A 23,449-nucleotide genomic window follows, 5' to 3' on the forward strand; every position below is an offset into this window, starting at 1 on the left:
TGACGGCCCTGCTCACGGCATCGCATCTCGCGAACGACGCCCTGCGCATCGCAGGCGGCGGCTATCTGGCATGGCTGTGCGGCACGGCACTGTGGCGCACGCGCCACCGGGGAGCGGGAGGGCGCGGCGGAAGCGGCGGGGCCGGCCGAAGCGCCGGGACCGGCGGAAGCGGCGGGACCGGCGGAAGCGCGGACCTCCGCACTGGGCGACCGCATCCGCCGCCCGTCGTTCCGCCGCCGCCTGGAACAGCTCAGCGGGGTGGCGCGGATGCGGATATGGGTGGGGCGGAGGACGCTTGAAGGGAGGAGTGAGTGCCATGAGGGTCATGTTGAGAGCGCGTCTGGACACACAGATCTCGAACGAGGCGATCAAGAACGGCACGTTGCCGAAGCTGATGCAGGCGGTGACGGAGCAGATCAAGCCCGAGGCGGCGTACTTCGGTCCCAGTGATGGGGGGCGGTGCGCCACCTTCGTCTTCGACATGCAGGACAGCTCGGAGATGCCGTCCATCGCGGAGCCGTTCTTCCTGGAGCTCGGTGCCGAGATCGAGATCTACCCGGTGATGAACGCGGAGGATCTGCGGAAGGGGCTCTCCGCGCTGCAGGGATGACGGGGGCGAGAACGCCAGAAGCACCCGGCTCCGCGCGGATGCCGGGTGCTTCCGTGTGACCTGGTGAGGTCAGGCCTACGACCGGTGAGGTCAGGCCTTCTTGGTCTCCCAGAAGATCTTGTCGATCTGGGCGATGTAGTCGAGCGCCTTCTGGCCCGTGGCCGGGTCCGACGAGCCCTTGGCGGCCGAGAGGGCCTTGAGGGTGTCGTTGACCAGCTGGTGCAGCTCCGGGTACTTCTCGAAGTGCGGGGGCTTGAAGTAGTCGCTCCAGAGCACGGACACGTGGTGCTTGGCGAGCTCCGCGCGCTGCTCCTTGATGCCGATGGCGCGCGTCTGGAACTGCGCGTCGTCGTTGGCGGCCATCTTCTCCTGGACGGCCTTGACCGACTCCGCCTCGATGCGGGCCTGGGCCGGGTCGTACACGCCGCAGGGGAGGTCGCAGTGGGCGCTGACCTTTACCTTGGGGGCAAACAGGCGGGAAAGCATGCAGCGGTCCTTCCTCGTGATCGTCTTCTCAGGTGGGACATTACTCCGTGAGAGACGGCTTTTCGCGAGTGCCCCCTTGGGCTTAGGACAAAAGTCCAGGGTCAGACTGGGACTCGTGGAGGATAGGACCGGGGAGGTGCGGTGATGCCGGAGCTGTCGCAGGAGAGCGAAGGGAGAAGGGCCATCTTGCCGTTGGGCGCGGCCGAGGTGACCGGCCCTTCGATGGTGCCGACGCTGTACCACGGGGACCGTCTGGTGGTGCAGTGGGGCGCACGGGTCCGAGCGGGTGACGTGGTGGTGCTCCGCCATCCGTTCCAGCAGGACCTGTTGGTCGTCAAGCGCGCCGCCGAGCGGCGCGAGGGCGGCTGGTGGGTGCTCGGGGACAACGCGTACGCGGGCGGGGACAGCACGGACTACGGCACGGTGCCCGAGGAACTCGTCCTGGGGAAGGTGTGGTTCCGCTACCGCCCGCCCCGGTCCGGGTCCGGTCAGCGGTCGCCGTTGAGCCTGCTGCGCTGGGCCGTCTCGGCCGCGCGGCCGGTGCTGGCCGACCGGTCGGTCTCCAGGCGCTTGCGGGCGCGGTAGGCGGCGACATTGGCGCGGGTCGCGCAGCGGTCCGAGCAGTAGCGTCGGGAACGGTTTGTCGACGTGTCGAGATAGGCGTTGCGGCAGGGCGCTGCCTCGCACAGGCCCAGGCGGTCGACGCCGTGTTCGGTGAGGTGGAAGGCGAGGCCCATCGCGGCGATCGCGGCGTACCCGGACGTCGCGTTCGACGGGTGGTCCGCCAGGTGCATGTGCCACAGCGGGTTGCCCGCGTCGTCGCGGTCGTCGTGGCCGGAGATCTGCGGGCTGACCGGGAACTCCATGAGCAGGGAGTTCAGGAGGTCGACCGCGAGGGTCTCGTCCCCGCTGTCGGCCGCCTCGAAGACCGCCCTGAGCCTGGCCCGCACCGAGCGGAAGCGGGTGACGTCGGAGTCCGTGGCGCGACGTGCCGCCTGCGAACCGCCTCCGAACAGCTCGCGGATCGCCTCGACCGACGTCAGCGTGTCCTTGTTGCGACCCGGCTCCTCGCTGTTGACCAGACGTACGGCGTAGTCCGAGTAATAGGCCAGTTCCACTTGTAGTCCTTACCGGGGCGGGCTATCTTCATCACGTGCGTGAGTAACGGTTGCGCGTGCTTCGAGGGTATTACGAGAGCGTATTACGTACGGGAGGACTTCTGATGACGGAAACGGTGTCCGGAACCGACTGGCGTGCCTGGCAGGACAGCTGGGACCGGCAGCAGGAGTGGTATCTGCCCGACCGCGAGGAGCGGTTCCGGGTCATGCTGGACATGGTCGAGGCCGTCGTCGGCACCGAACCGCGCGTCCTCGACCTCGCGTGCGGTACGGGGAGTATTACGGACCGGCTGCTCAAGAGGTTCCCGAACGCGGTCAGCACGGGCGTCGACCTCGACCCCGCGCTCCTTGCCATCGCCGAGGGCACCTTCGCCGGGGACGACCGGGTCACCTTCGTGACCGCGGACCTCAAGGACCCCCAGTGGGCGGCGCAGCTGCCGTACGACACGTACGACGCGGTCCTCACCGCCACGGCCCTGCACTGGCTGCACAGCGAGCCCCTCACCACGCTCTACGGCCAGCTCGCGGGACTCGTCAGGGACGGCGGCGTCTTCCTGAACGCCGACCACATGCCCGACCCCGCGACGCCCCGTCTGAACGACGCCGACCGGGCCCAGCGGCACGCCCGCATGGAGAAGGCCAAGGCCGAGGGCGCCGTGGACTGGAAGGACTGGTGGCAGCTCGCCGCGAAGGACCCGGTCCTCGCCGAGCCCACCGCCAAGCGCTTCGAGATCTACGGCGAGCACGCGGACGGCGACACCCCCTCGCCCGAGTGGCACGCGCGCACCCTGCGTGACGCGGGCTTCGGCGAGGCGCGCACGGTGTGGTCGTCGCCGTCGGACGCGATGGTGCTCGGCCTCAAGTAGCGCAGCACGAAGGGGCGGTACGGATCGTGGATCCGCACCGCCCCTTTCGCATGTACGCGTCGCGTGGGTACGCGTTACAGCACCTTGGACAGGAACGACTGCGTCCGCTCGTGCTGCGGGTTCGTCAGGACGTCACGCGGGTGGCCGGACTCGACCACCACGCCCTCGTCCATGAAGACGAGGCTGTCGCCGACCTCGCGCGCGAAGCCCATCTCGTGCGTGACGACGATCATCGTCATGCCGGACTCGGCGAGATCGCGCATGACGTCGAGCACGTCACCGACCAGCTCCGGGTCGAGCGCCGACGTCGGCTCGTCGAAGAGCATCAGCTTCGGCTCCATCGCGAGCGCGCGGGCGATGGCCACGCGCTGCTGCTGGCCGCCCGAGAGCTGCGAAGGGTAGTTCTTCGCCTTGTCGGCCAGGCCGACCCGCTCCAGGAGCTGCCCGGCACGCGCCTTCGCCGCCGCCTTCGACTCGCCCTTGACCTGGACCGGCGCCTCCATGACGTTCTCGAGGGCCGTCATGTGCGGGAAGAGGTTGAAGCGCTGGAAGACCATGCCGATGTCCCGGCGCTTGAGGGCGACTTCGCTGTCCTTGAGCTCGTACAGCTTGTCCCCCTTCTGCCGGTAGCCGACCAGCTCGCCGTCGACGTAGAGCCGCCCGGCGTTGACCTTCTCCAGGTGGTTGATGCAGCGCAGGAACGTCGACTTGCCGGAGCCGGAGGGGCCGATGAGGCAGAAGACCTCGCCCGACTTGACCTCCAGGTCGATGCCCTTGAGGACCTCGACGTTGCCGAAGGACTTGTGCACGCCTTCGGACTTCACCATGGCGGTCATGCGGTGCCTCCCCGCGGGCTGTTGAGGGACAGCATGTTGGCCTTGATCTTCTGCCACGGCGTGTTCGGCAGCGAGCGCGACGAACCGCGCGCGTAGTAGCGCTCCAGGTAGAACTGACCGATGCTGAGGATCGACGTCATGATCAGGTACCAGGCCGCCGCCAGGAGCAGGGTCTCGACCGTGGCGCCGGACGAGGTGCCGATGTCCTGGGCGTACCGCAGCAGTTCGAAGTACTGGACCGCGGCCACCAGGGACGTCGTCTTGAGCATGTTGATGACTTCGTTGCCCGTCGGCGGCACGATCACGCGCATCGCCTGCGGAAGCACGACCCGGCGCAGCGTCTTGCCGTGGCTCATGCCGAGCGCCTGGGAGGCCTCCGTCTGGCCCTCGTCGACCGAGAGCAGACCGGCACGGCAGATCTCCGCCATGTACGCGGCCTCGTTGAGGCCGAGGCCGAGCAGCGCCGTCAGGAACGGCGTCATGAAGTCCGACCACTCGTCCTTGTAGAACGGGCCGAGGTTCACGTACTCGAAGACGAAGCCGAGGTTGAACCAGATGAAGAGCTGGACCAGGACCGGCGTACCCCGGAAGAACCAGATGTAGAACCAGGCGATCGACGAGGTCACCGGGTTCTTCGACAGGCGCATGATCGAGAGGACGATGCCGCCGACCACGCCGATGAGCATCGACAGGAAGGTCAGGAGCAGGGTCTCGCGGACACCCTTGAGGATGCGCTCGTCGAAGAAGTTGTCGGGGATCGCGTCCCAGTTGATGTCGCCCTGTGCGAACGCGTAGACGATCGCGGCGAGTGCACCGATGGCGATGACCGCGGAGACATACCTGCCGTAGTGCCGGACAGGGATGGCCTTGATGGCCTCAGGGCGGGAGGACGGGGGTGTGTCCTCCGGTCCCTTCTTGGAGATGTCGGTTGTCACGGGGGTGGCCTTTCAGCGGCGAGACGGTTGCGCGGTCACTTGCCGCCGTTGATCTGGGCTTCCTTGACCGCGCCGTCCTCGACGCCCCACTTCGAGATGATCTTGTCGTAGTCGCCGTTCTTGATGATCGCGTCGAGTGCGGCCTTGATCGCGTCGCGCAGCTCGGGGTTCTTCTTGGAGATCGCGATGCCGTACGGAGCGGCCTCGACCTGCTCGCCGACCAGCTCGAAGTCCTTGCCGCCGCCCGAGGTCTTCACCGCGTACGCGGCGACCGGGAAGTCGGAGGAGCCCGCGTCCGCGCCGCCGGAGCGCAGCCGGGTCTGGGCCTGCTGGTCGTTGTCGAAGGACTCGATGGTGATCTTCTTGCCGCTCTTGCACTTCTTCGACTCGGCCTTGGCGAGGTCGTGCGAGACGGTGCCGCGCTGCACGACGATCTTCTTGCCGCAGAGGTCCGCCCAGGTCTTGATGGACTGGTCGTCGCCCTTCTTGGTGTAGATCGAGACGCCGGCCGTGAAGTAGTCGACGAAGTCGACGCCCTCGCCGATCTTCTTGCCGGTCTCCTCGTCGACGCCTTCCTGGCGGTTCTTGGTGTCGGTCATGGCCGACATCGCGAGGTCGTAGCGCTTGGAGCGCAGACCGCCGAGGAGGGTGTCGAAGGTGCCGTTGTCGAACTGGAACTTCACGCCGAGCTGCTTGCCGAGCGCGTCGCCGAGGTCGGGGTCGATGCCGACCGTCTTGCCGGACTTGTCCTTGAACTCGACGGGCGGGTACGCGATGTCCGAACCGACCTTGATGACACCCGCGTCCCGGATGTCCTTGGGCAGCTTGTCGGCGAGCGGTGCGTTGCTCACCTTCTCGCTGCCCTCGTCCTTGCTCTTGGTCTGGTCGCCGCAACCGGTCAGCAGCAGCGCGCCGGCGACCGCGATCGCGCCGACCGTGGCCATCCGGGACTTCGCGGACTTACCTGCGGTGGTACGACAGATGGAGCGTGCGGTCATGAGGGTCCTCCGGCGGATGAGGGAGTTGCCGAGCGGTCGTGCACACACCTTCGGGTGTCGCGACCTCGTGTGATGACGGCATCTTGCCATTCGGACCGTCCGATTCTGGGTGCCAGAGATGTCAAAATCGGATAACGGGTGACGCCCGGACCCTGACAGCCCGGGACAACAGGCCCGTACCGGCGGGGAACGAAGTACCGCCATTTGAGATCTTCCGTCAATCTCGGGTGAATCTCGCGATGTGGACCCGCCGCGTGCGCTCCGCGGAAAACCGGGCATGGGCCCGTCGTCCGTTCTTGTTGGACCACTACAAGGACCACGGGCACCTCAGGTAACCAATCCCACTCGCCCGCGCCCGGCGCCGTCAGGTAGAAAGGTGCGTTACACCCCTCATCCGGGGCCCAGAGCGCGTGTGCGGCGCGCTCGCGTGTCTGTACCTCCCTCCGCCGACAGGCGGGGAACAGACGCGGTGCCCGCCCACTTCTCAACCAGGAGTGGACACCCTCAACTGATGATTTAAGACTTAAGGGGTCAGACAAGTGGCAGCGGAGATCGTCAATCCTCGCAGCGAGAGCAATACGGGTCACGAAGGCGACAGCGAGCTCGTCGATACCTTCGATCCGGCTTTCGCGCTGCACCGTGGCGGCAAGATGGCCGTGCAGGCCACCGTGCCGGTGCGGGACAAGGACGACCTGTCCCTGGCGTACACGCCCGGCGTCGCGAAAGTGTGCACCGCGATCGCCGAGCAGCCGGAGCTGGTGAACGACTACACATGGAAGTCGAACGTCGTGGCCGTGGTCACCGACGGCACGGCCGTGCTCGGTCTCGGTGACATCGGTCCCGAGGCCTCCCTCCCCGTGATGGAGGGCAAGGCCATTCTGTTCAAGCAGTTCGGCGGCGTGGACGCGGTTCCGATCGCGCTCGCGACGACGGACGCGGACGAGATCGTCGAGACCGTGGTGCGGCTCGCGCCGTCCTTCGGTGGTGTCAACCTCGAGGACATCTCGGCCCCGCGCTGCTTCGAGATCGAGCGCAAGCTCCAGGAGCGGCTCGACATTCCCGTCTTCCACGACGACCAGCACGGCACGGCGGTCGTGACGCTCGCCGCGCTGCGGAACGCGGCGCGACTGACCGGGCGCACGCTCGGTGAGCTGCGTGCCGTGATCTCCGGCGCGGGTGCGGCCGGGGTCGCCATCGCCAAGTTCCTGCTCGAGGCGGGCCTGGGCGACGTGGCGGTCGCGGACCGCAAGGGCGTCGTGAGCCGGGACCGGGACGACCTCACCCCGGTCAAGCGCGAGCTCGCGGAGATCACCAACAAGGCCGGGCTCAGCGGTTCGCTGGAGAGCGCGCTCGCGGGTGCCGATGTGTTCATCGGCGTCTCGGGCGGCACCGTCCCCGAGCCCGCGGTCGCCTCCATGGCTCCGAACTCGTTCGTGTTCGCCATGGCCAACCCGAACCCCGAGGTGCACCCGGACATCGCCCACAAGTACGCGGCTGTCGTCGCGACGGGGCGTTCGGACTACCCGAACCAGATCAACAACGTGCTCGCGTTCCCCGGCATCTTCGCGGGCGCGCTGCAGGTGCGGGCCTCGCGGATCACCGAGACGATGAAGATCGCCGCGGCCGAGGCGCTGGCCGGCGTGGTGGGCGACGAGCTCTCCGCCGATTACGTGATCCCCTCTCCGTTCGACGAGAGGGTCGCCCCGGCGGTCACCGCGGCCGTTGCCGCCGCCGCGCGGGCCGAGGGCGTGGCTCGCCGCTGAGCGGGTGCCCGACGGTGTGACCGCGCCCCCGTCTCGTACGCATGCGTTGCGTACGGGGCGGGGGCGCGGTGCGTGGGTGTGGGTGTGGGTGCGGGTGCGGGTGCGCGAGCGCGGCGCGCGTGTACGGGGGCGCGAGCGCGGCGCGCGTCACAGTCGTGCGTGGTTACGTCCGGGTAGGCCCGCGGCCTATCGTCGCCTCATGTTCGCTGCCTACGCCGCCCGCATCGACCGTGACCAGCCGCTCAGCGGCCTTGAGTTGGGGGAGCGCCCCGCCCCCGACGCCAGGCCCGGCTGGTCGACCGTGCATGTCCGGGCCGCCTCCCTCAACCACCACGACCTGTGGTCCCTGCGCGGGGTCGGCCTCCCCGAGGGGAGGCTGCCGATGATCCTCGGCTGTGACGCCGCGGGGATCGACGAGCACGGCAACGAGGTCGTCCTGCACTCCGTCATCGGCCAGACCGGGTACGGGGTAGGGCCCGACGAGGGCCGCTCCATCCTCACCGAGAAGTACCAGGGGACGTTCGCCGAGCAGGTCTCCGTGCCCACGTGGAACCTGCTGCCGAAGCCGAAGGAGCTGTCGTTCGCCGAGGCGGCCTGTCTGCCGACGGCGTGGCTCACCGCGTACCGCATGCTCTTCACCAACGCCGGTGTGCGTCCCGGGGATTCGGTCCTCGTCCAGGGCGCCGGTGGCGGGGTCGCGACGGCCGCGATCGTGCTCGGCAAGGCGGCGGGCCTGCGGGTCTTCGCCACGAGCCGTGACGAGGCCAAGCGCAAGCGGGCCCTGGAACTGGGCGCGGTGGAGGCCGTGGAGTCCGGCGCGCGCCTTCCGCAGCGGGTGGACGCCGTCATCGAGACGGTGGGGGCGGCGACGTGGTCGCACTCCGTCAAGTCCCTCAAGCCGGGCGGCACTCTGGTGATCTCGGGTGCGACCAGCGGTGACCGGCCCTCGCACGCGGAGCTGACCCGGGTCTTCTTCCTGGAGCTGAAGATCGTCGGTTCGACGATGGGGTCCAAGGACGAACTGGAGGACCTGCTCTCCTTCTGCGCGGCCACGGGCGTGCGCCCCGTGATCGACGAGGTGCTTCCGCTGGACCGGGCACGCGAGGGCTTCGAGCGCCTGCAGTCCGGTGACCTGTTCGGGAAGATCGTCCTCGAAGTCGGCTGACCCGGGATCGCCGGAGGGACCGCGTTCACTTCACGGGTGTCAACTTTGATTGACATCCGCTCCCTGTCAACGTAAGTTGACATGCATGACCGAAGCTACGGATCTCGCCGAGCGTGCGGGTGACCGTGACCCACGAGTCGGACTGCGGGCCGTCTCCGCGCTGCGGAGGCTGGTGGAGCAGTTGGAGGCCGTGCAGGTGCGCAGTGCGCGTCTGCAGGGCTGGTCGTGGCAGGGGATCGCCGCGGAGCTCGGAGTGAGCAGGCAGGCCGTGCACAAGAAGTACGGGAGGCAGTGATGTTCGAGCGGTTCACGAAGGACGCCCGCGCCGTGGTCAAAGGCGCGGTCGAGCATGCCGAGGGCGAGGGTTCGGCCTCCGTCGACGACGGGCACATGCTCCTCGCACTGCTCGACCGCGAGGCGAGCCGGGCATCGTTCGCCCTGGCCTCGCTCGGGGCTACGCGCCGCCGGGAGTCGATCAAGGGCGCGCTGGGCGAGGCGCGGCGCCGCGCGGGTCTCTCGCAGGCCGACACGGAGGCGCTTGCCGGACTCGGCATCGATGTGTCCGAGATCGTCTCCCGGGTCGAAGAGGCCCATGGCGTGGGCGCGTTGGCGGGTGGCCGCAAGGCCGGGCGACGTCCCGGCCGGGCCTTGGGCGGACACCGGCCGTTCACCCGCGAGGCCAAGGACACCCTGGTGCAGTCCCTGCGCATGGCCACCGCTCGCAGGGATCGGTGCATCGGCGACGAGCACATCCTGTTCGCCCTGACCGTCCGCCCCGGGCTCGTCAGCGAAGTCCTCGCGGACCATGGCGTGACCCATGAGTCGGTGGAGAGGGTGCTGTACGGCGGGGGCGCCGGGCCCGGAGCCGCGTAGGCGCCCGGAGTCGCATAGGTGGCCGGAGCCGCATAGGTGACCGGTGACCAGTGACCGGCGGCCGGTGACCGGCGGCTGGTGGCCCGTGGCCCCCGTGGTCTCGGCGTCCCCAGGTCAGCCCTTCGGCGTGCGCAGTGTCGAGGCGATGTGGGCCGCCGCCGACGACAGGTGGCGGCGGGCATCGCGGAGTTGGTCCTCCGTCACGCCGTGGTCCCGGGCCGCGTCGCGGATGTCGTCGCGGAAGCGGTCCAGGAGGCGGTCCAGGTCACGTGCCGGATTGCCCGAGCTGTCCTCCTGGGCCCAGTCCGGGACGTACTCCGTGGGGACCTCGTCCTCGCGGGCGGCCGTGAACTTGGGCTCCTCGGCGGTGGATCGCGCGCCCTTGCGGCCGAAGTCCTTGCCCGCGTCCTTGCCGAACTCGCCGAACTGCTTGGCCAGTTCCGTCAGCCCCTCGCGGACCCCCGTCGGCCAGTCGCCCCGCGTGAAGTGGTCCTGCACCTGGTCCTGGACGCGCCGTGCGATGCGCTGCACCTCTTCCTGCGCCTGGACGCGGGCCTTCTCCTGCGCGTCCTGGGCCTGGCGGCGGGCGCGCTGGGCGTCCTCGCGGGCTCTGCGGGTCTCGTCCTTCGCGCGCCGCGCCTGCTCCTTCCACTCCTGCTTGGCGCGCTTGAACTCCTCCTTGGCCTGGCGCCAGCCCTCCTTGTCGCCCCAGGAGCCGTCGAAGAAGTCCGCGGGGTCGGGGAAGACCTTGCCGGTACCGGCGCCGGTGCCGCTCTTGTCCTCGGGCCTGCCGCCGGACGCGCGCGCCTCCTTGGCCGCCTCCCGCATCTCACGGCGGAGCTCACCTGCCGCGCCCCGCACGCCGTCCCGGATCTCGGCGGCGAGCTCGGCGACGGAATCGCGGATCTCCAGCTCCAGATCGGCCAGCTCACCGCTGCGGTCGGCCAGTTCGGCGCGGCCGGCGTCCGTGATGGCGTACACCTTCCGGCCGCCCTCCGTGGTGTGCGTGACCAGGCCCTCGGCCTCCAGCTTCGCCAGGCGCGGGTAGACCGTCCCCGCCGAAGGTGCGTACAGCCCCTGGAAGCGCTCCTCCAGGAGGCGGATCACCTCATAGCCGTGGCGCGGGGCCTCGTCGAGGAGCTTGAGCAGGTACAGGCGCAGTCGGCCGTGGGCGAACACGGGGGCCATCTCAGAGCACCTTCTTGTCGGTCGGGTCGGCGTCGTCGGCCGGGGGAGCGTCGCTCGGGGGAGTGGCCGTGGGGTCCGTCGAGTCCGTCGGGTCCGTCGGGTCCGTCGGGTCCGTCGGGGGCACGGGCGGCGGGACCTCGTCGTACGGATCTTCCTCCGTCGGCGGCCTGCGCAGCAGCGCGATGGATCCCGAGACCGTCGTCGCCCGGAGCTTTCCGCTGCCCGACCCCAGACGGCCGGTGATCTTCTTCGCGCCCCACTGGCCGCTGACCCGCAGATCCTCGAACGCGTTGGACACCGCGCCGCTCGCGGTGTTCGCCTCCACGTCCGCGTCCGTCGGGTGGGGCAGCCGGATCGCGATCTCGCCCGAGACGCTCGTCAGACCTATGTCGGTCGGGGCGCCCGTCGGGTCGATGTCCACGATCATCGAGCCGCTCACCGAATCTGCCCGAACGGAGGAGCCCGCACCCTCGAAGACGGTCAGGTCGCCGGAGACCGAGTTGAACCGCAGATCGCCGGTGATGCCCTGGGCCTCCACGCTGCCCGAGACCGTGTCGGCGCGGACCGGGCCGGAGAGGCCGACGAGGGTCGTGTCGCCGGTGACGCCTCTGACCTCCGTGCGCCCCTCGATCCCCGAGACCACGGCGCCGGCCCCGACGACGCCCACCTCGACGCGGGTGCCCGCCGGGACGGCCAGGGAGACCACGGCGCTGCGGCGCCAGCCCTTGCGGTCGAGCCACTTGAGGAAGCCCTTCCAGGGCAGGTCGTCGTACGCGACCGACAGGGTGCCGTCCGTCTGCGTGACGGTCAGCGGTGGCCCCTCGATCTCGGAGACCTCGAGCCGGGCGGAAACTTCGTCGGTGCCCACGACGTTCACCGTTCCGTTGACCACGCGCACGTGGAGTGTCGTGACGGGGGCGTCGAACGTGAGCTTCTGGGGTTCGGCGACGGACCACTCTGACATCGGGCTGACCTCCTCTGGCGAGCTGGGCAACGGGGGCGGGAGGGCCCGGAAGCCCGCATCACAACGCGCCATATCGCGTCTCTGGGATACACGATATATCGCGGTCACGGAAAGTCAAGACACTGTCGCTTCTCCGCGCCGCCTCCCTGTGCCGCTCTCTGCGCTAAATATGGCGATTTGACCTAGCGTGGGGCCATGTCGTCCGAAGCTTTCGAGCACGCCGCCGCCGGTGCCCTGCTGCTCTGCCGGGCCGAACCCGACGTGGTCGAGCCCGCCGCCCGCCTGTTGCGCGAACGGATGCTGCTCGCCCGGGCGGGGCACGAGTGGAGCGTGCTCGTGCCCGAGGGCAAGCCCTGGGTGCACGGTGATGAACCGGTGGACCGCGTCCTCACGGGATGGGCCACCGCGCTCGCCGTCGGCTCGACCTGGCCGGTGCTCGCGCTGTGGTGGGACTCCGACCGCTCCGGCTGCACTCTCGCGGCGGGCTTCCGGCGCACCGTCGAGTACGTATGGCTGGCGAACGGGACGCCGGTGGGCGAGGACGAGGCGCTGCGGACCTTCGCCGCGCGGCTCGGGCTCGACCCCGTCCTGGACATGCAGTCCCTGGAGACCCTGGGGCGCCCCGACACGGAGGCAGACGCCCGCGCACGGATGCTGGGGCTGCTCGCCGTCCTCGCGCGGGCCGGGGTGGAGCTGCCGACCGGCCTCGGTCCCGGTGAGCCCGCGGACCGGCTGCGCGCGGTGGCGCGGGTCGTGCCGGGGGTGCGGGAGGTCGAGTGGTCGGGGTGGCGCGACGCGGTACGCGCGGAGCTGGACGTGGTCGAGCAGGGGCGCCTGGGCCCCTGGCTGCGGGGACCGCGCGCTCGCGCGCTGGCCGTGGCGCAGATGGCCGCCGGGCTGCCGCTCGCGGCGTGGGCCGTGCGGCGGCGCAGTGGGGGATGGGCCGTGGCGGGAGTGCTCCTGATGGTGCACGGCTCGCTGGGCTTCGCGTACGACAGGGTGCGGGCGGCCGACGCCGGACCCGGGCGGGGCTGAGCGGGGCGGTGCTGAGCCGGGCGGAGCCCGGGGCCCTCACCGCCGTGCACGTACGGCACTTCGCGGCAGGCGCCCCCACGCCCGCTAAGGGGCCCAAGCCCGCGTAAGGGTGCCCCCCCATGGAACCAGGAGCCTGAAGCGTCCTACTCGTCCTCGTCCTCGTCGTCCAGACGGGCCAGCCAGGTCGCGAGGCGCTCGACGGGGACCTCGAAGTCCGGGTTGAGGTCCACGAAGGTGCGCAGCTGCTCGGCGAGCCACTCGAAGGTGACTTCCTCCTCGCCGCGCCGCTTCTCCAGCTCCTCGATGCCACGGTCGGTGAAGTACAAGACAGGCTCCGCGATTGGACGGCCGGTGTGTTCCGGGACGGACGTCCAGGATAAGCCGATACGCCGGTGGGCCCGGCCCCGGGTGACAAGCACTCGGGACCGGGCCCACCTGCGTACGAACCGCTCAGGCCTACGCCTCGAAGACCTCGCTGAGGAGCTGCTCCTGCTCCTGCTCGTGGCGCTTCTTCGAACCGACCGCCGGGGACGAGCCGTGCGGCCGCGAGATGCGGCGCAGGCGCTCGCCGTGCGGGATGTCCGCGCCGACCGCCAGGTCCAGGTGGTCGATGAGGTTGAGGGCGATGAAGGGCCACGCGCCCTGGTTCGCCGGCTCCTCCTGCGCCCACAGGTACTTCTCGGCGTTCGGGTACTTCGCGATCTCCGCCTGGAGCTCGGCACCCGGCAGCGGGTACAGACGCTCGATGCGGATGATCGCGGTGTCCGTGACGCCGCGCTTCTTCCGCTCGGCCTCGAGGTCGTAGTACAGCTTGCCGGAGCAGAAGACGACCTTGCGGACCGCCGACGCCTCGACCGAGTCGTCGCCGATGACCGGGCGGAAGCCACCCGTCGTGAACTCCTCCGTCTTCGAGGCCGCCGCCTTGAGGCGCAGCATCGACTTCGGGGTGAAGACCACCAGCGGCTTGTGGTGCGGGTTGTGCACCTGCCACCGCAGGAGGTGGAAGTAGTTCGACGGAAGGGTCGGCATCGCGACCGTCATGTTGTTCTGCGCGCACAGCTGGAGGAAGCGCTCGATGCGGGCGGACGAGTGGTCCGGTCCCTGGCCCTCGTAGCCGTGGGGCAGCAGCAGCGTGACGCCGGAGTGCTGGTTCCACTTCTGCTCGGCGGCCGAGATGTACTCGTCCACCACCGTCTGCGCGCCGTTGACGAAGTCACCGAACTGCGCTTCCCACATGACGAGGGACTCGGGACGGGCCAGCGAGTAGCCGTACTCGAAGCCCATCACCGCGTACTCGGAGAGCAGCGAGTCGTAGACGTTGTAGCGCGCCTGGTCCTCGGAGAGGTACAGGAGCGGCGTGAAGTCCTCGCCCGTCTCGCGGTCGATGAGGACCGCGTGGCGCTGACCGAACGTGCCACGGCGCGAGTCCTGGCCCGACAGACGGACCGGGGTGCCCTCGAGGAGCAGCGAACCGATGGCGAGGGTCTCGCCCATGCCCCAGTCGATCGTGCCTTCCTCGACCATCGACATGCGGCGCTGCAGCTGCGGCAGCAGGCGCGGGTGGACGGTGACCCGGTCGGGGATGTTGACCTGGGACTCGGCGATCCGCTTGACGACCTCCTGGGAGATCGAGGTGTCCACGTTCACCGGGAACTCGGCCTCGGGGGCCGGGACCTCGGCCTCGGCGGGCTGCGAGATGGCCTCGCGGACCTCCGTGAAGACCTTCTCCAGCTGCCCCTGGAAGTCCTGGAGGGCCTGCTCGGCCTCTTCCAGGGTGATGTCGCCGCGACCGATGAGGGACTCGGTGTAGAGCTTGCGCACCGAGCGCTTCTTGTCGATCAGGTCGTACATCAGCGGCTGCGTGAACGCCGGGTTGTCCGACTCGTTGTGACCGCGGCGGCGGTAGCAGATGAGGTCGATCACGACGTCCTTGTTGAACGCCTGACGGAACTCGAAGGCCAGCCGCGCGATGCGGACGACGGCCTCGGGGTCGTCGCCGTTCACGTGGAAGATCGGCGCCTCGATCATGCGGGCCACGTCCGTGGCGTACATGGAGGAGCGTGACGACTCCGGGGCGGCGGTGAAGCCGACCTGGTTGTTGATGACGATGTGGACCGTGCCGCCGGTGCGGTAACCCCGCAGCTGCGACATGTTCAGCGTCTCGGCGACCACACCCTGGCCCGCGAAGGCCGCGTCACCGTGCAGGGCGACCGGCAGGACCGTGAAGTCCGTGCCGCCCTTGTTGATGATGTCCTGCTTGGCGCGGACGATGCCCTCGATGATCGGGTCGACCGTCTCCAGGTGGGAGGGGTTCGCCGCCAGCGAGACGTTGATCTGCTCGCCGTCCAGACCGGTGAAGGTGCCCTCGGCGCCCAGGTGGTACTTCACGTCGCCGGAGCCGTGCATGGACTTGGGGTCCATGTTGCCCTCGAACTCGCGGAAGATCTGGGCGTACGACTTGCCCACGATGTTCGCGAGGACGTTCAGGCGGCCGCGGTGGGCCATGCCGATGACGACCTCGTCAAGGCGGGACTCCGCGGCGCTGTCGATGACGGCGTCGAGCAGCGGGATGACGGACTCGCCGCCCTCCAGGGAGAAGCGCTTCTGGCCGACGTACTTCGTCTGGAGGAACGTCTCGAAGGCCTCGGCGGCGTTCAGCCTGCGCAGGATGCGCAGCTGCTCCTCGCGCTCGGGCTTCGATGCGTGCGTGCGCTCGATGCGGTCCTGGAGCCACCTGCGCTGCTTCGGGTCCTGGATGTGCATGAACTCGATGCCGGTGGTGCGGCAGTACGAGTCGCGCAGGACGCCGAGGACGTCGCGCAGCTTCATCATCGACTTGCCGGCGAAGCCGCCGACCGCGAACTCCCGCTCCAGGTCCCACAGGGTGAGGCCGTGCTCGGTGATGTCCAGGTCGGGGTGCTTGCGCTGCTTGTACTCCAGCGGGTCCGTGTCGGCCATGACGTGGCCGCGGACGCGGTAGGAGTGGATCAGCTCGAAGACGCGGGCGGCCTTCGTGACGTCGTCGTCGTGCGAGGCGTCGATGTCCTTGAGCCAGCGGACCGGCTCGTACGGGATGCGCAGCGCCTTGAAGATCTCGTCGTAGAACTCGCCCTCGCCCAGCAGCAGGTTCGCGACGATCCGCAGGAACTCGCCGGAAGCGGCGCCCTGGATCACCCGGTGGTCGTAGGTCGACGTGAGCGTCATGACCTTCGAGATGCCGAGCTTGTTCAGGGTGTCCTGGGAGGTGCCCTGGAACTCCGCGGGGTAGTCCATCGAGCCGACGCCCATGATGACCGACTGTCCGGGCATCAGGCGGGGGACCGAGTGGACCGTGCCGAGGCCGCCGGGGTTGGTCAGCGAGACCGTGACACCGGTGAAGTCGTCCATCGTCAGCTTGTTGTCGCGAGCGCGACGGACGATGTCCTCGTAGGCCTGCCAGAACTCGAAGAAGTTCAGCGTCTCGGCCTTCTTGATGCCCGCGACGACCAGCTGGCGGTCGCCGTTGGGCTTCACCAGGTCGATGGCGAGGCCGAAGTTGATGTGCTCCGGCTTGACCAGGGTCGGCTTGCCGTCCTTCTCCACGAAGGAGTAGTTCATCGACGGCATGGCCTTGATGGCCTGCACCATCGCGTACCCGATCAGGTGCGTGAAGGAGATCTTCCCGCCGCGGGCGCGCTTGAGGTGGTTGTTGATGACGATGCGGTTGTCGAAGAGCAGCTTGACCGGAACGGCGCGGACCGACGTGGCCGTCGGGACCTCCACCGAGGCGTTCATGTTCTTCGCGACCGCGGCGGCGGGGCCGCGCAGCGTCACGTACTCGGGTCCTGCCGGGGCCTCCGACGACGCTGCCGCGGGCTCCGCCTTGGCGGCGGGCTTCGCGGCAGCGGGCTTCGCGGCGGGGGCCGGTGCGGCCGCCGCGGGCTTCGCAGCCGGGGCTGCGGGCGCGGCGGGCTTCGCGGGGGCCGCCGGAGCGGCCTCGGCGGGAGCTGCGGGGGACGCGGTGGCCGCAGCCCCCGCGGCTGCGTCACCCGCCGGCTTGGCCGGGGCAGCGGCAGGTGATGCGCCCGCCCCCGGCTTGTAGTCGGCGAAGAAGTCCCACCAGGCTCGGTCGACCGAATTCGGGTCCTGGAGGTACTGCTGATAGATCTCGTCGACGAGCCACTCATTGGGACCGAAGGCAGCAGCAGGGTCCTTGCCCTGACCGTCTTGGTCGGTCGAGATGCTCGAGCTACTGGGGGACTGTGACGACACGGCGGTAACCGCCCTCTTCCGCTTCACAAGGTGATGGACAGCGGAAATAAAGGCTACGCCTCCATCGCCGTCAGGTGCAGACCGGCCCCGTCATCCGTCGCGTAAGTCACACTGGATCGCTGGTTTCGGGGCTGTAAATGGCGGGAAACAAGCGAGGTTCCGCAACGCCAGATGGCCGCGCGGGCCTGTCCCGACGCGGCGGCGTCCCTCAGGCGCGCTGTCGATGCGCCCGCGAATCGCTTCCGTTTCGAACCCTACGTCAACTTCGCACTTCGGGCAGGCCCGGAAGAGTGACCTGGATGCGGCAGCCACGAGGGGATTCGGCCACTCCGATGTGCCCGCCGTGCATGTCGACCGCCCAGCGCGCGATGGCGAGCCCGAGACCGGTGCCGCCGTCGCTGCCGGGTCCGTGCGGGGTGGCGTTGGCGTGGCTGCCGCGGTTGAAGCGCTCGAAGACGCGGTGCCACTCCGACTCCGGGATGCCGGGGCCCTCGTCCAGGACCTCCAGGTCCAGGGACTCGGGGTAGAGGCCGCGCCGGGCGCGCACGGTGACGCGGCCGTGCGGCGGGCTGTGCTTGACCGCGTTGTCGATGAGGTTGGCCACCACCTGGTGCAGCCGCTCGGCGTCCGCGTGCGCGGTCAGCTCGGGCGGCGTGACGTCCAGGTGCAGATGCACGTCCGTGCGGGTGTGGCTGCCGGAGCCCGACGCGATGCCCGCGCGGGCCGAGGCCACCATGTTGGCCTCCTTCAGGACGCCCGACAGGTAGGGCCACACCTCGAAGCGGCGCGCCCGCAGCGGTACGACGCCGTTGTCCAGGCGGGAGAGGTCGAGCAGGGTCTCCACCAGACGCCCGAGCCGCTCCGTCTGCTTCAGGGCCGTACGCATGGTCTCCGGGTCGGCGGCGGAGACTCCGTCGACGACGTTCTCCAGGACCGCGCGAAGGGCCGCGATGGGGGTGCGCAGCTCGTGCGAGACGTTGGCGACCAGTTCCTTGCGCTGCTGGTCCTGGGCCTCCAGGTCGTCCGCCATGCGGTTGATCGTGGTGGCCACGTCGCCCAGCTCGTCGCGGCGGTCGGCGCCGCGCACCCGGCGCGTGTAGTCGCCGTGCGACACGGCGCGCGCCACGGAGTTCATCTCGTCCAGGGGCGCGGTGAGGCTGTGGGCCACGAACTGCGTGATCAGCAGCGTGGCGATCACCGAGAAGACGGTGATGAAGCGCAGCTCCGTCTCCGTCTTCATCGCCACCATCAGCAGACCCGTGGTGATGAAGACCGAGACGACCACCAGGGTGCCGAGCTTGGTCTTGATGGAGAACGGCCGCAGCCCGCCGAAGGGACCGGTCATCGGACGGCTCACCTCACGGGGTCGGGGTCTCCAGGGCGTACCCGACGCCGTGCACCGTACGGATGCGCTCGGCGCCGATCTTCCGGCGCAGTGCCTTGATGTGGCTGTCGACGGTCCGGGTGCCCGACGCGTCCGCCCAGTCCCACACCTCGGCGAGCAGCTGCTCGCGCGAGAGGACCGCACGCGGCGTATTGGCCAGGCAGACGAGCAGGTCGAACTCGGTGGGCGTCAGGTGCACGTCCTCGCTGCGGACCCTGACCCGCCGCTGGGCGTGGTCGATCTCCAGCTCGCCGAGCCGCAGGATTCCGCTGCGCGGCGTGGTCGCGGCGAGCGCGGCCCGCTCGACCCGGCGCAGCAGGACGTGCACGCGGGCCGCTAGCTCCCGCATGGAGAACGGCTTGGTCATGTAGTCGTCGGCGCCGACGCCGAGCCCGACCAGCATGTCCGTCTCGTCGTCGCGCGCCGTCAGCATGAGGACCGGAACCGGCCGCTGGGCCTGCACCCGGCGGCACACTTCAAGCCCGTCGAAGCCCGGCAGCATGATGTCCAGGATCAGCAGATCGGGCTGCCAAGCCTGTGCGGTGTCGACCGCCGCGGGACCGTCTCCCGCCGTTTGCACTACGAAACCCTCGGCGCGTAGCCGGGCGGCGATGGCGTCGACGATCGTCGGGTCGTCCTCGACCACCAGAACCCGGCGCTGGGCGCCTGGCATCGCCGCCGTCGCACCGTTGTGGGAGGTGTGTGTCTGCTCCATCGCCCGCCCCTGACACTGATCGCTTGTGTTCGACCAGCAGGGTACGGGGCGCGAAGGCACCTCGGCTACGCAGCGCTTACGCCGAGATGAACCACGTCGGGTACGCCTCGGGCAACGGGGATCTCTTCCGTCCGTACCGACTGGAATCCGGCATTCCGTAGAGCGTCGTCGAAAGCGGACGAGGGCTGGGCGGACCACACGGCGAGCACTCCGCCGGGGTTCAGACGCGCGCGGCAGGCGGCCAGACCGGCCGGAGAATAGAGGGAGTTGTTGTCCTCGGTCACCGTCCAGTCCGGTCCGTTGTCGATGTCCAGGCAGAGCGCGTCGTACGTGGTCGGGGCGGTGCGAGGGGAGTCGGCGCCGCGGAGGTGCGCCACGAGATCTGTGTGCAGGATCTCCGTGCGCGGATCGGCGAGCGCGGGGCCGGAGATCGCGGCCAGCGGGGCGTCCGCCCCCGAGCGGTGCCAGTCGATGATGGCCAACTCGCGCTCCACCACGGCGATGGGGCCCCAGCGCGGGTCGGCCGCCGCGTGGGCGAGGGAGAAGCCGACGCCCAGGCCGCCGAGCAGGAGGCTGGGCCGCGGGCGTCCGTCCAGCGCGTCGTACGCCGCGTCGACGAGCAGCCGCTCCGAGCGGCCGTCCGAAGTGTCCATGAGGAAACAGCCGTTGGCGATGATCTGCAGAAGCGCGCCATGGCGCCGCAGTACGACTTCGCCGTACGGCCCCTCACGCCGGTCGATGACGACGGGGGTGGTGGTGTGGGTGTGCATGGCCGTCAGCGTATGGGGGCGGGATCGGGAAAGGATCGAGATGCGCGGAGCCGTGCGGACGCGTGTTTGACCTGTGAGGTTGATGTGATTCGCGTCTCACGTGGCGCCGGTCATAGACACCGCCCGAAATATCGGCCGAGGGTGGACGGGACGGAAGGAGCGCCTCACCGTGGACCGGAGCGCGTCGACTGCCCCCGCGGCGCCCGAGGACATCGCCCCGTCCGGCCTGGACGGCATCCCGTGCCAGCGGGAGCGCGGCGGGTCCGGGGCGGCCATCCCGGAAACTCCTGAGGCGCGTGCGGCATCCGTCGCTGCCGGCGCCCCCGCACGCCTGCGCGTCCCGGGCCGGCTGAGTCGCCTGCGTCCCTGGCGCCTGCTGCCGACCCCCACGGGTACGCCCTTCACGTTCGGCTACGCCGCGATCCTCACCCTGACGTCGCTCCTGGCGCAGTACGCGGACCCGAGCCTCGTCGCGGACCTCCACCGGCACTCCAGCACGGACGTGGCGCACCTGTCGCAGGAACCGTTCCTCGTCCTGGTGGCCAGCGCGCTGTGGATCGCGGGCGGCATCGCGTCGCCGTACGCGATCGGCTTCCTGCTGGTCCTCACGGCCCTGGAGCGCCGCGTCGGCGCGCTGCGCACGGCGGGCGTCTTCCTGCTCGGCCATGTCGTGGCCACCCTCGCGACCGAGGTCCCGGTCGGCTTCTCGGTCCTCGCGGGCCATCTGCCCGACAGCTCCCTGCACCGCCTCGACTACGGCATCAGCTTCGGCGTCGCGGCGAGCGTCGGCGCGCTGGCCGGCCTGTTCAGGCCTTGGCTGCGGTGGCTGGTGCTCGCCGGGTTCGGCGGCATGCTCGTCGACGACCTGATCGCGTTCACGGACCCGATGACCAACTGGGGCCACCTCCTGGCGCTGGCGATCGGCGTCGCGACGTGGCCGCTGGTGCGCCGGTGGCGCCGGCCCGCGTCGAGCTGATCGCTCACAGCGAACATCCCTTGGGGAACATTCATGGACTCACGAGCATTGAGTCCACATAGCTCAACTTGAATGCCGAAGGGGAGATCATGACTACTGAGTCCAAGGCGTCCACACCGCTCACCCTGCCCGTGCTGCCGCTCGACGACGAGGTTGTCCTGCCCGGCATGGTGGTTCCGTTCGACCTGTCCGACACGGATGTGCGCGCCGCCGTGGAGGCCGCCCAAGCGGCCGCCCGCTCCACCGGCAGCAGCAAGCCGCAGGTCCTTCTTGTTCCGCGCATCGACGGGACGTACGCCGCGACCGGCGTCCTCGGCACCGTCGAGCAGGTCGGGCGCCTCTCCGACGGCGACCCCGGCGCCCTCATCCGCGGCCGTTCCCGGGTGCGGATCGGCGCCGGGACGACCGGGCCGGGTGCCGCGCTCTGGGTGGAAGGACTCAAGGTCGACGAGACCGTGCCCGACCCGCTGCCCGGCGCCGTCACCGAGCTGGTCAAGGAGTACAAGGCGCTCGCCACCAGCTGGCTGAAGAAGCGCGGGGCCTGGCAGGTCGTGGACCGCGTCCAGCAGATCGAGGACGTCTCCGCGCTCGCCGACAACTCCGGATACTCGCCCTTCCTCTCCACCGAGCAGAAGGTCCGGCTCCTGGAGACCGACGACCCGGCCGCCCGCCTGAAGCTGGCCACCGAGCAGCTGCGCGAGCACCTCGCCGAGCAGGACGTCGCCGAGTCCATCGCCAAGGACGTACAGGAAGGCGTCGACAAGCAGCAGCGCGAGTTCCTCCTGCGCCGCCAGCTGGACGCCGTGCGCAAGGAACTGCGCGAGATCAACGGCGAGCAGGACGGGGAGGAGTCCGACGACTACCGCACCCGCGTCGAGGCCGCCGACCTCCCCGAGAACGTCCGCGAGGCCGCCCTCAAGGAAGTCGACAAGCTGGAGCGTTCCAGCGACCAGTCGCCCGAGGGCTCCTGGATCAGGACCTGGCTCGACACCGTCCTCGAACTGCCCTGGAACGAACGGACCGAGGACGAGTACGACATCAAGGGCGCCCAGAACGTCCTGGACGCCGAGCACGCGGGCCTTCAGGACGTGAAGGAGCGCATCACCGAGTACCTCGCGGTGCGCAAGCGGCGCGCCGACCGCGGCCTCGGGGTCGTCGGCGGCCGTCGTGGCGGCGCCGTGCTCGCCCTCGTCGGGCCGCCCGGCGTCGGCAAGACCTCGCTGGGCGAGTCCGTCGCGCACGCGATGGGGCGCAAGTTCGTGCGGGTCGCGCTCGGCGGCGTACGCGACGAGGCGGAGATCCGCGGACACCGTCGTACGTACGTCGGCGCGCTGCCCGGACGGATCGTGCGGGCCATCAAGGAGGCCGGGTCCATGAACCCGGTCGTGCTCCTCGACGAGATCGACAAGGTGGGCTCCGACTTCCGGGGCGACCCGGCCGCCGCCCTGCTCGAAGTACTCGACCCGGCGCAGAACCACACCTTCCGCGACCACTACCTGGAGGTCGAGCTCGACCTGAGCGACGTGGTGTTCCTGGCGACGGCGAACGTCGTCGAGGCCATCCCCGAGGCGCTGCTCGACCGCATGGAGCTGGTCAGGCTCGACGGGTACACCGAGGACGAGAAGGTCGTCATCGCCCGCGACCACCTGCTCCCGCGCCAGCTGGAGCGGGCCGGTCTGCAGACGGACGAGGTCACCCTGGACGAGAGCGCGCTGCGCAAGCTCGCGGGGGAGTACACCCGCGAGGCGGGCGTACGGAACCTGGAGCGGTCCGTGGCGCGGCTGCTCCGCAAGGTCGCGGCCAAGCACGAACTGGGCGAGCAGGAGCTGCCGTTCACCGTCGGCGAGGCAGACCTGCGCGGCCTCATCGGGCGCCCGCACCACGTGCCCGAGTCGGCGCAGGACCCGGCCGAGCGGCGCACGGCGGTGCCGGGTGTGGCGACCGGGCTCGCGGTCACCGGCGCGGGAGGCGACGTCCTGTTCGTCGAGGCGTCGCTCGCCGACCCGGAGACCGGCGCCGCGGGGCTCACCCTGACCGGTCAGCTCGGCGACGTCATGAAGGAGTCCGCGCAGATCGCGCTCTCCTTCCTGCGCTCGCGCGGCGCCGAACTGGAGCTGCCCGTCGCCGACCTCAAGGAACGCGGCGTGCACATCCACTTCCCGGCGGGCGCGGTCCCCAAGGACGGGCCGAGCGCGGGCGTCACCATGACGACCGCCCTGGCGTCGCTGCTCAGCGGCCGTCTCGTCCGTACGGATGTGGCCATGACCGGTGAGGTCTCGCTGACCGGGCGCGTCCTGCCGATCGGCGGCGTCAAGCAGAAGCTGCTCGCCGCGCACCGCGCCGGGATCACCACGGTGATCATCCCGAAGCGGAACGAGGCCGACCTGGACGACGTCCCCGCGGAGATCCTGGAGAAGCTGGACGTGCACCCGGTGACGGACGTCCGGCAGGTGCTCGAACTGGCCCTGACCGAGGCCGAGGTGAGGGTTCCGGCCGCCGCGTGACGGAGGTGGCCG

General features: G+C 69.8%; 22 protein-coding genes. 10 read left to right on the forward strand and 12 right to left on the reverse strand.

Annotation, left to right across the window (positions count from 1 at the left end; genetic code table 11):
• The first annotated feature begins 316 nt into the window (after window positions 1–316).
• A complete protein-coding gene (locus ACZ6ZP_RS27755) occupies window positions 317–610 on the forward strand; it encodes a DUF3303 family protein (protein WP_361464532.1) in 294 nt (97 codons plus the stop codon).
• A gap of 90 nt (window positions 611–700) precedes the next feature.
• Here the strand turns inward: ACZ6ZP_RS27755 and sodN are convergent, their stop codons facing one another.
• Window positions 701–1,096, reverse strand: coding sequence for a superoxide dismutase, Ni (gene sodN / locus ACZ6ZP_RS27760; protein WP_160507177.1), 396 nt, complete (start codon window positions 1,094–1,096; stop codon window positions 701–703).
• A 144-nt stretch (window positions 1,097–1,240) separates the two neighbouring features.
• Between sodN and sodX the strand changes: the two genes are divergently transcribed.
• On the forward strand, window positions 1,241–1,681 hold the full coding sequence (sodX, locus tag ACZ6ZP_RS27765) for a nickel-type superoxide dismutase maturation protease (RefSeq protein ID WP_351163741.1): 441 nt from the start codon (window positions 1,241–1,243) through the stop codon (window positions 1,679–1,681).
• Here sodX and ACZ6ZP_RS27770 read toward each other — a convergent pair.
• Window positions 1,585–2,214, reverse strand: coding sequence for a CGNR zinc finger domain-containing protein (locus tag ACZ6ZP_RS27770; protein WP_351163744.1), 630 nt, complete (start codon window positions 2,212–2,214; stop codon window positions 1,585–1,587). The two genes, sodX and ACZ6ZP_RS27770, sit on opposite strands and share 97 nt — an antisense overlap.
• Before the next feature lie 104 nt (window positions 2,215–2,318).
• Here ACZ6ZP_RS27770 and ACZ6ZP_RS27775 point away from each other — a divergent pair, with 104 nt between their 5' ends.
• Window positions 2,319–3,080 (forward strand): class I SAM-dependent methyltransferase, encoded by a 762-nt coding sequence (locus ACZ6ZP_RS27775; RefSeq protein ID WP_351163747.1) that lies wholly within the window; start codon window positions 2,319–2,321, stop codon window positions 3,078–3,080.
• Window positions 3,081–3,154: 74 nt separating this feature from the next.
• Here ACZ6ZP_RS27775 and ACZ6ZP_RS27780 read toward each other — a convergent pair whose 3' ends face one another.
• Genes ACZ6ZP_RS27780 through ACZ6ZP_RS27790 form a run of 3 tightly spaced genes read right to left on the reverse strand, consistent with a single transcriptional unit; the run spans window position 3,155 to window position 5,849 of the window.
• Window positions 3,155–3,916 (reverse strand): amino acid ABC transporter ATP-binding protein, encoded by a 762-nt coding sequence (locus ACZ6ZP_RS27780; protein ID WP_351163749.1) that lies wholly within the window; start codon window positions 3,914–3,916, stop codon window positions 3,155–3,157.
• Complete coding sequence (locus ACZ6ZP_RS27785) at window positions 3,913–4,851, reverse strand: amino acid ABC transporter permease (protein ID WP_361464310.1); 939 nt, start codon at window positions 4,849–4,851, stop codon at window positions 3,913–3,915. Before ACZ6ZP_RS27785 ends, ACZ6ZP_RS27780 begins: the two co-directional genes overlap by 4 nt.
• Window positions 4,852–4,886: 35 nt before the next feature.
• Entirely contained in the window at window positions 4,887–5,849 is a 963-nt protein-coding gene (locus ACZ6ZP_RS27790; protein ID WP_351163753.1) for an ABC transporter substrate-binding protein, read from the reverse strand.
• Between the two features lie 539 nt (window positions 5,850–6,388).
• On the opposite strand from ACZ6ZP_RS27790, the gene ACZ6ZP_RS27795 reads away from it, so the two are divergent.
• From ACZ6ZP_RS27795 to ACZ6ZP_RS27810, 4 genes are all read left to right on the forward strand, one after another.
• Window positions 6,389–7,612 (forward strand): NAD(P)-dependent malic enzyme, encoded by a 1,224-nt coding sequence (locus ACZ6ZP_RS27795; RefSeq protein ID WP_351163755.1) that lies wholly within the window; start codon window positions 6,389–6,391, stop codon window positions 7,610–7,612.
• A 199-nt stretch (window positions 7,613–7,811) separates the two neighbouring features.
• Window positions 7,812–8,777, forward strand: a complete 966-nt coding sequence (locus ACZ6ZP_RS27800; protein ID WP_351163758.1) for a zinc-binding dehydrogenase — start codon at window positions 7,812–7,814, stop codon at window positions 8,775–8,777.
• Window positions 8,778–8,862: 85 nt separating this feature from the next.
• Window positions 8,863–9,072 carry a helix-turn-helix domain-containing protein gene (locus ACZ6ZP_RS27805; protein WP_190081985.1) on the forward strand — a complete coding sequence of 70 codons (210 nt, stop codon included), beginning with the start codon at window positions 8,863–8,865 and terminating at the stop codon, window positions 9,070–9,072.
• Window positions 9,072–9,650: a Clp protease N-terminal domain-containing protein gene (locus ACZ6ZP_RS27810; protein WP_469408774.1), complete on the forward strand. Its 579-nt coding sequence runs from the start codon at window positions 9,072–9,074 to the stop codon at window positions 9,648–9,650. The genes ACZ6ZP_RS27805 and ACZ6ZP_RS27810 overlap by 1 nt, the downstream gene beginning before the upstream one ends.
• 114 nt (window positions 9,651–9,764) lie before the next feature.
• Here the strand turns inward: ACZ6ZP_RS27810 and ACZ6ZP_RS27815 are convergent, their stop codons facing one another.
• Together ACZ6ZP_RS27815 and ACZ6ZP_RS27820 are read right to left on the reverse strand one after the other, a co-directional pair.
• Window positions 9,765–10,838, reverse strand: a complete 1,074-nt coding sequence (locus ACZ6ZP_RS27815; RefSeq protein WP_351163762.1) for a helix-turn-helix transcriptional regulator — start codon at window positions 10,836–10,838, stop codon at window positions 9,765–9,767.
• A gap of 1 nt (window position 10,839) precedes the next feature.
• Window positions 10,840–11,802 carry a DUF4097 family beta strand repeat-containing protein gene (locus tag ACZ6ZP_RS27820; RefSeq protein WP_469408776.1) on the reverse strand — a complete coding sequence of 321 codons (963 nt, stop codon included), beginning with the start codon at window positions 11,800–11,802 and terminating at the stop codon, window positions 10,840–10,842.
• 195 nt (window positions 11,803–11,997) lie between these two features.
• Between ACZ6ZP_RS27820 and ACZ6ZP_RS27825 the strand changes: the two genes are divergently transcribed.
• Window positions 11,998–12,837 (forward strand): hypothetical protein, encoded by an 840-nt coding sequence (locus ACZ6ZP_RS27825; RefSeq protein ID WP_351163767.1) that lies wholly within the window; start codon window positions 11,998–12,000, stop codon window positions 12,835–12,837.
• A 143-nt stretch (window positions 12,838–12,980) separates the two neighbouring features.
• Here the strand turns inward: ACZ6ZP_RS27825 and ACZ6ZP_RS27830 are convergent, their stop codons facing one another.
• From ACZ6ZP_RS27830 to ACZ6ZP_RS27850, 5 genes are all read right to left on the reverse strand, one after another.
• Window positions 12,981–13,163 carry a DUF6104 family protein gene (locus tag ACZ6ZP_RS27830; RefSeq protein WP_003961784.1) on the reverse strand — a complete coding sequence of 61 codons (183 nt, stop codon included), beginning with the start codon at window positions 13,161–13,163 and terminating at the stop codon, window positions 12,981–12,983.
• A gap of 130 nt (window positions 13,164–13,293) precedes the next feature.
• Window positions 13,294–17,088, reverse strand: a complete 3,795-nt coding sequence (locus ACZ6ZP_RS27835; RefSeq protein ID WP_361464301.1) for a multifunctional oxoglutarate decarboxylase/oxoglutarate dehydrogenase thiamine pyrophosphate-binding subunit/dihydrolipoyllysine-residue succinyltransferase subunit — start codon at window positions 17,086–17,088, stop codon at window positions 13,294–13,296.
• Window positions 17,089–17,347: 259 nt separating this feature from the next.
• A complete protein-coding gene (locus ACZ6ZP_RS27840) occupies window positions 17,348–18,433 on the reverse strand; it encodes a HAMP domain-containing sensor histidine kinase (protein ID WP_351163773.1) in 1,086 nt (361 codons plus the stop codon).
• 13 nt (window positions 18,434–18,446) lie between these two features.
• Entirely contained in the window at window positions 18,447–19,187 is a 741-nt protein-coding gene (locus tag ACZ6ZP_RS27845) for a response regulator transcription factor (protein WP_135330435.1), read from the reverse strand.
• A gap of 65 nt (window positions 19,188–19,252) precedes the next feature.
• On the reverse strand, window positions 19,253–19,957 hold the full coding sequence (locus ACZ6ZP_RS27850) for a spermidine synthase family protein (protein WP_351163776.1): 705 nt from the start codon (window positions 19,955–19,957) through the stop codon (window positions 19,253–19,255).
• A 169-nt stretch (window positions 19,958–20,126) separates the two neighbouring features.
• On the opposite strand from ACZ6ZP_RS27850, the gene ACZ6ZP_RS27855 reads away from it, so the two are divergent.
• Together ACZ6ZP_RS27855 and lon are read left to right on the forward strand one after the other, a co-directional pair.
• Window positions 20,127–20,933 (forward strand): rhomboid-like protein, encoded by an 807-nt coding sequence (locus ACZ6ZP_RS27855; protein ID WP_383820855.1) that lies wholly within the window; start codon window positions 20,127–20,129, stop codon window positions 20,931–20,933.
• Window positions 20,934–21,022: 89 nt separating this feature from the next.
• On the forward strand, window positions 21,023–23,437 hold the full coding sequence (gene lon, locus ACZ6ZP_RS27860; RefSeq protein ID WP_351163781.1) for an endopeptidase La: 2,415 nt from the start codon (window positions 21,023–21,025) through the stop codon (window positions 23,435–23,437).
• Window positions 23,438–23,449: the final 12 nt, after the last annotated feature.

Source organism: Streptomyces sp. NPDC054047 (assembly GCF_055585065.1).

Coding starts and splice junctions, on each gene's coding strand:
- ACZ6ZP_RS27755 (WP_361464532.1), top strand. CDS start 317: ATGAGGGTCATGTTGAGAGCGCGTCTGGACACACAGATCTCGAACGAG.
- sodN (WP_160507177.1), bottom strand. CDS start 1,096: ATGCTTTCCCGCCTGTTTGCCCCCAAGGTAAAGGTCAGCGCCCACTGC.
- sodX (WP_351163741.1), top strand. CDS start 1,241: ATGCCGGAGCTGTCGCAGGAGAGCGAAGGGAGAAGGGCCATCTTGCCG.
- ACZ6ZP_RS27775 (WP_351163747.1), top strand. CDS start 2,319: ATGACGGAAACGGTGTCCGGAACCGACTGGCGTGCCTGGCAGGACAGC.
- ACZ6ZP_RS27780 (WP_351163749.1), bottom strand. CDS start 3,916: ATGACCGCCATGGTGAAGTCCGAAGGCGTGCACAAGTCCTTCGGCAAC.
- ACZ6ZP_RS27790 (WP_351163753.1), bottom strand. CDS start 5,849: ATGACCGCACGCTCCATCTGTCGTACCACCGCAGGTAAGTCCGCGAAG.
- ACZ6ZP_RS27800 (WP_351163758.1), top strand. CDS start 7,812: ATGTTCGCTGCCTACGCCGCCCGCATCGACCGTGACCAGCCGCTCAGC.
- ACZ6ZP_RS27805 (WP_190081985.1), top strand. CDS start 8,863: ATGACCGAAGCTACGGATCTCGCCGAGCGTGCGGGTGACCGTGACCCA.
- ACZ6ZP_RS27810 (WP_469408774.1), top strand. CDS start 9,072: ATGTTCGAGCGGTTCACGAAGGACGCCCGCGCCGTGGTCAAAGGCGCG.
- ACZ6ZP_RS27815 (WP_351163762.1), bottom strand. CDS start 10,838: ATGGCCCCCGTGTTCGCCCACGGCCGACTGCGCCTGTACCTGCTCAAG.
- ACZ6ZP_RS27820 (WP_469408776.1), bottom strand. CDS start 11,802: ATGTCAGAGTGGTCCGTCGCCGAACCCCAGAAGCTCACGTTCGACGCC.
- ACZ6ZP_RS27825 (WP_351163767.1), top strand. CDS start 11,998: ATGTCGTCCGAAGCTTTCGAGCACGCCGCCGCCGGTGCCCTGCTGCTC.
- ACZ6ZP_RS27840 (WP_351163773.1), bottom strand. CDS start 18,433: ATGACCGGTCCCTTCGGCGGGCTGCGGCCGTTCTCCATCAAGACCAAG.
- ACZ6ZP_RS27845 (WP_135330435.1), bottom strand. CDS start 19,187: ATGGAGCAGACACACACCTCCCACAACGGTGCGACGGCGGCGATGCCA.
- ACZ6ZP_RS27850 (WP_351163776.1), bottom strand. CDS start 19,957: ATGCACACCCACACCACCACCCCCGTCGTCATCGACCGGCGTGAGGGG.
- lon (WP_351163781.1), top strand. CDS start 21,023: ATGACTACTGAGTCCAAGGCGTCCACACCGCTCACCCTGCCCGTGCTG.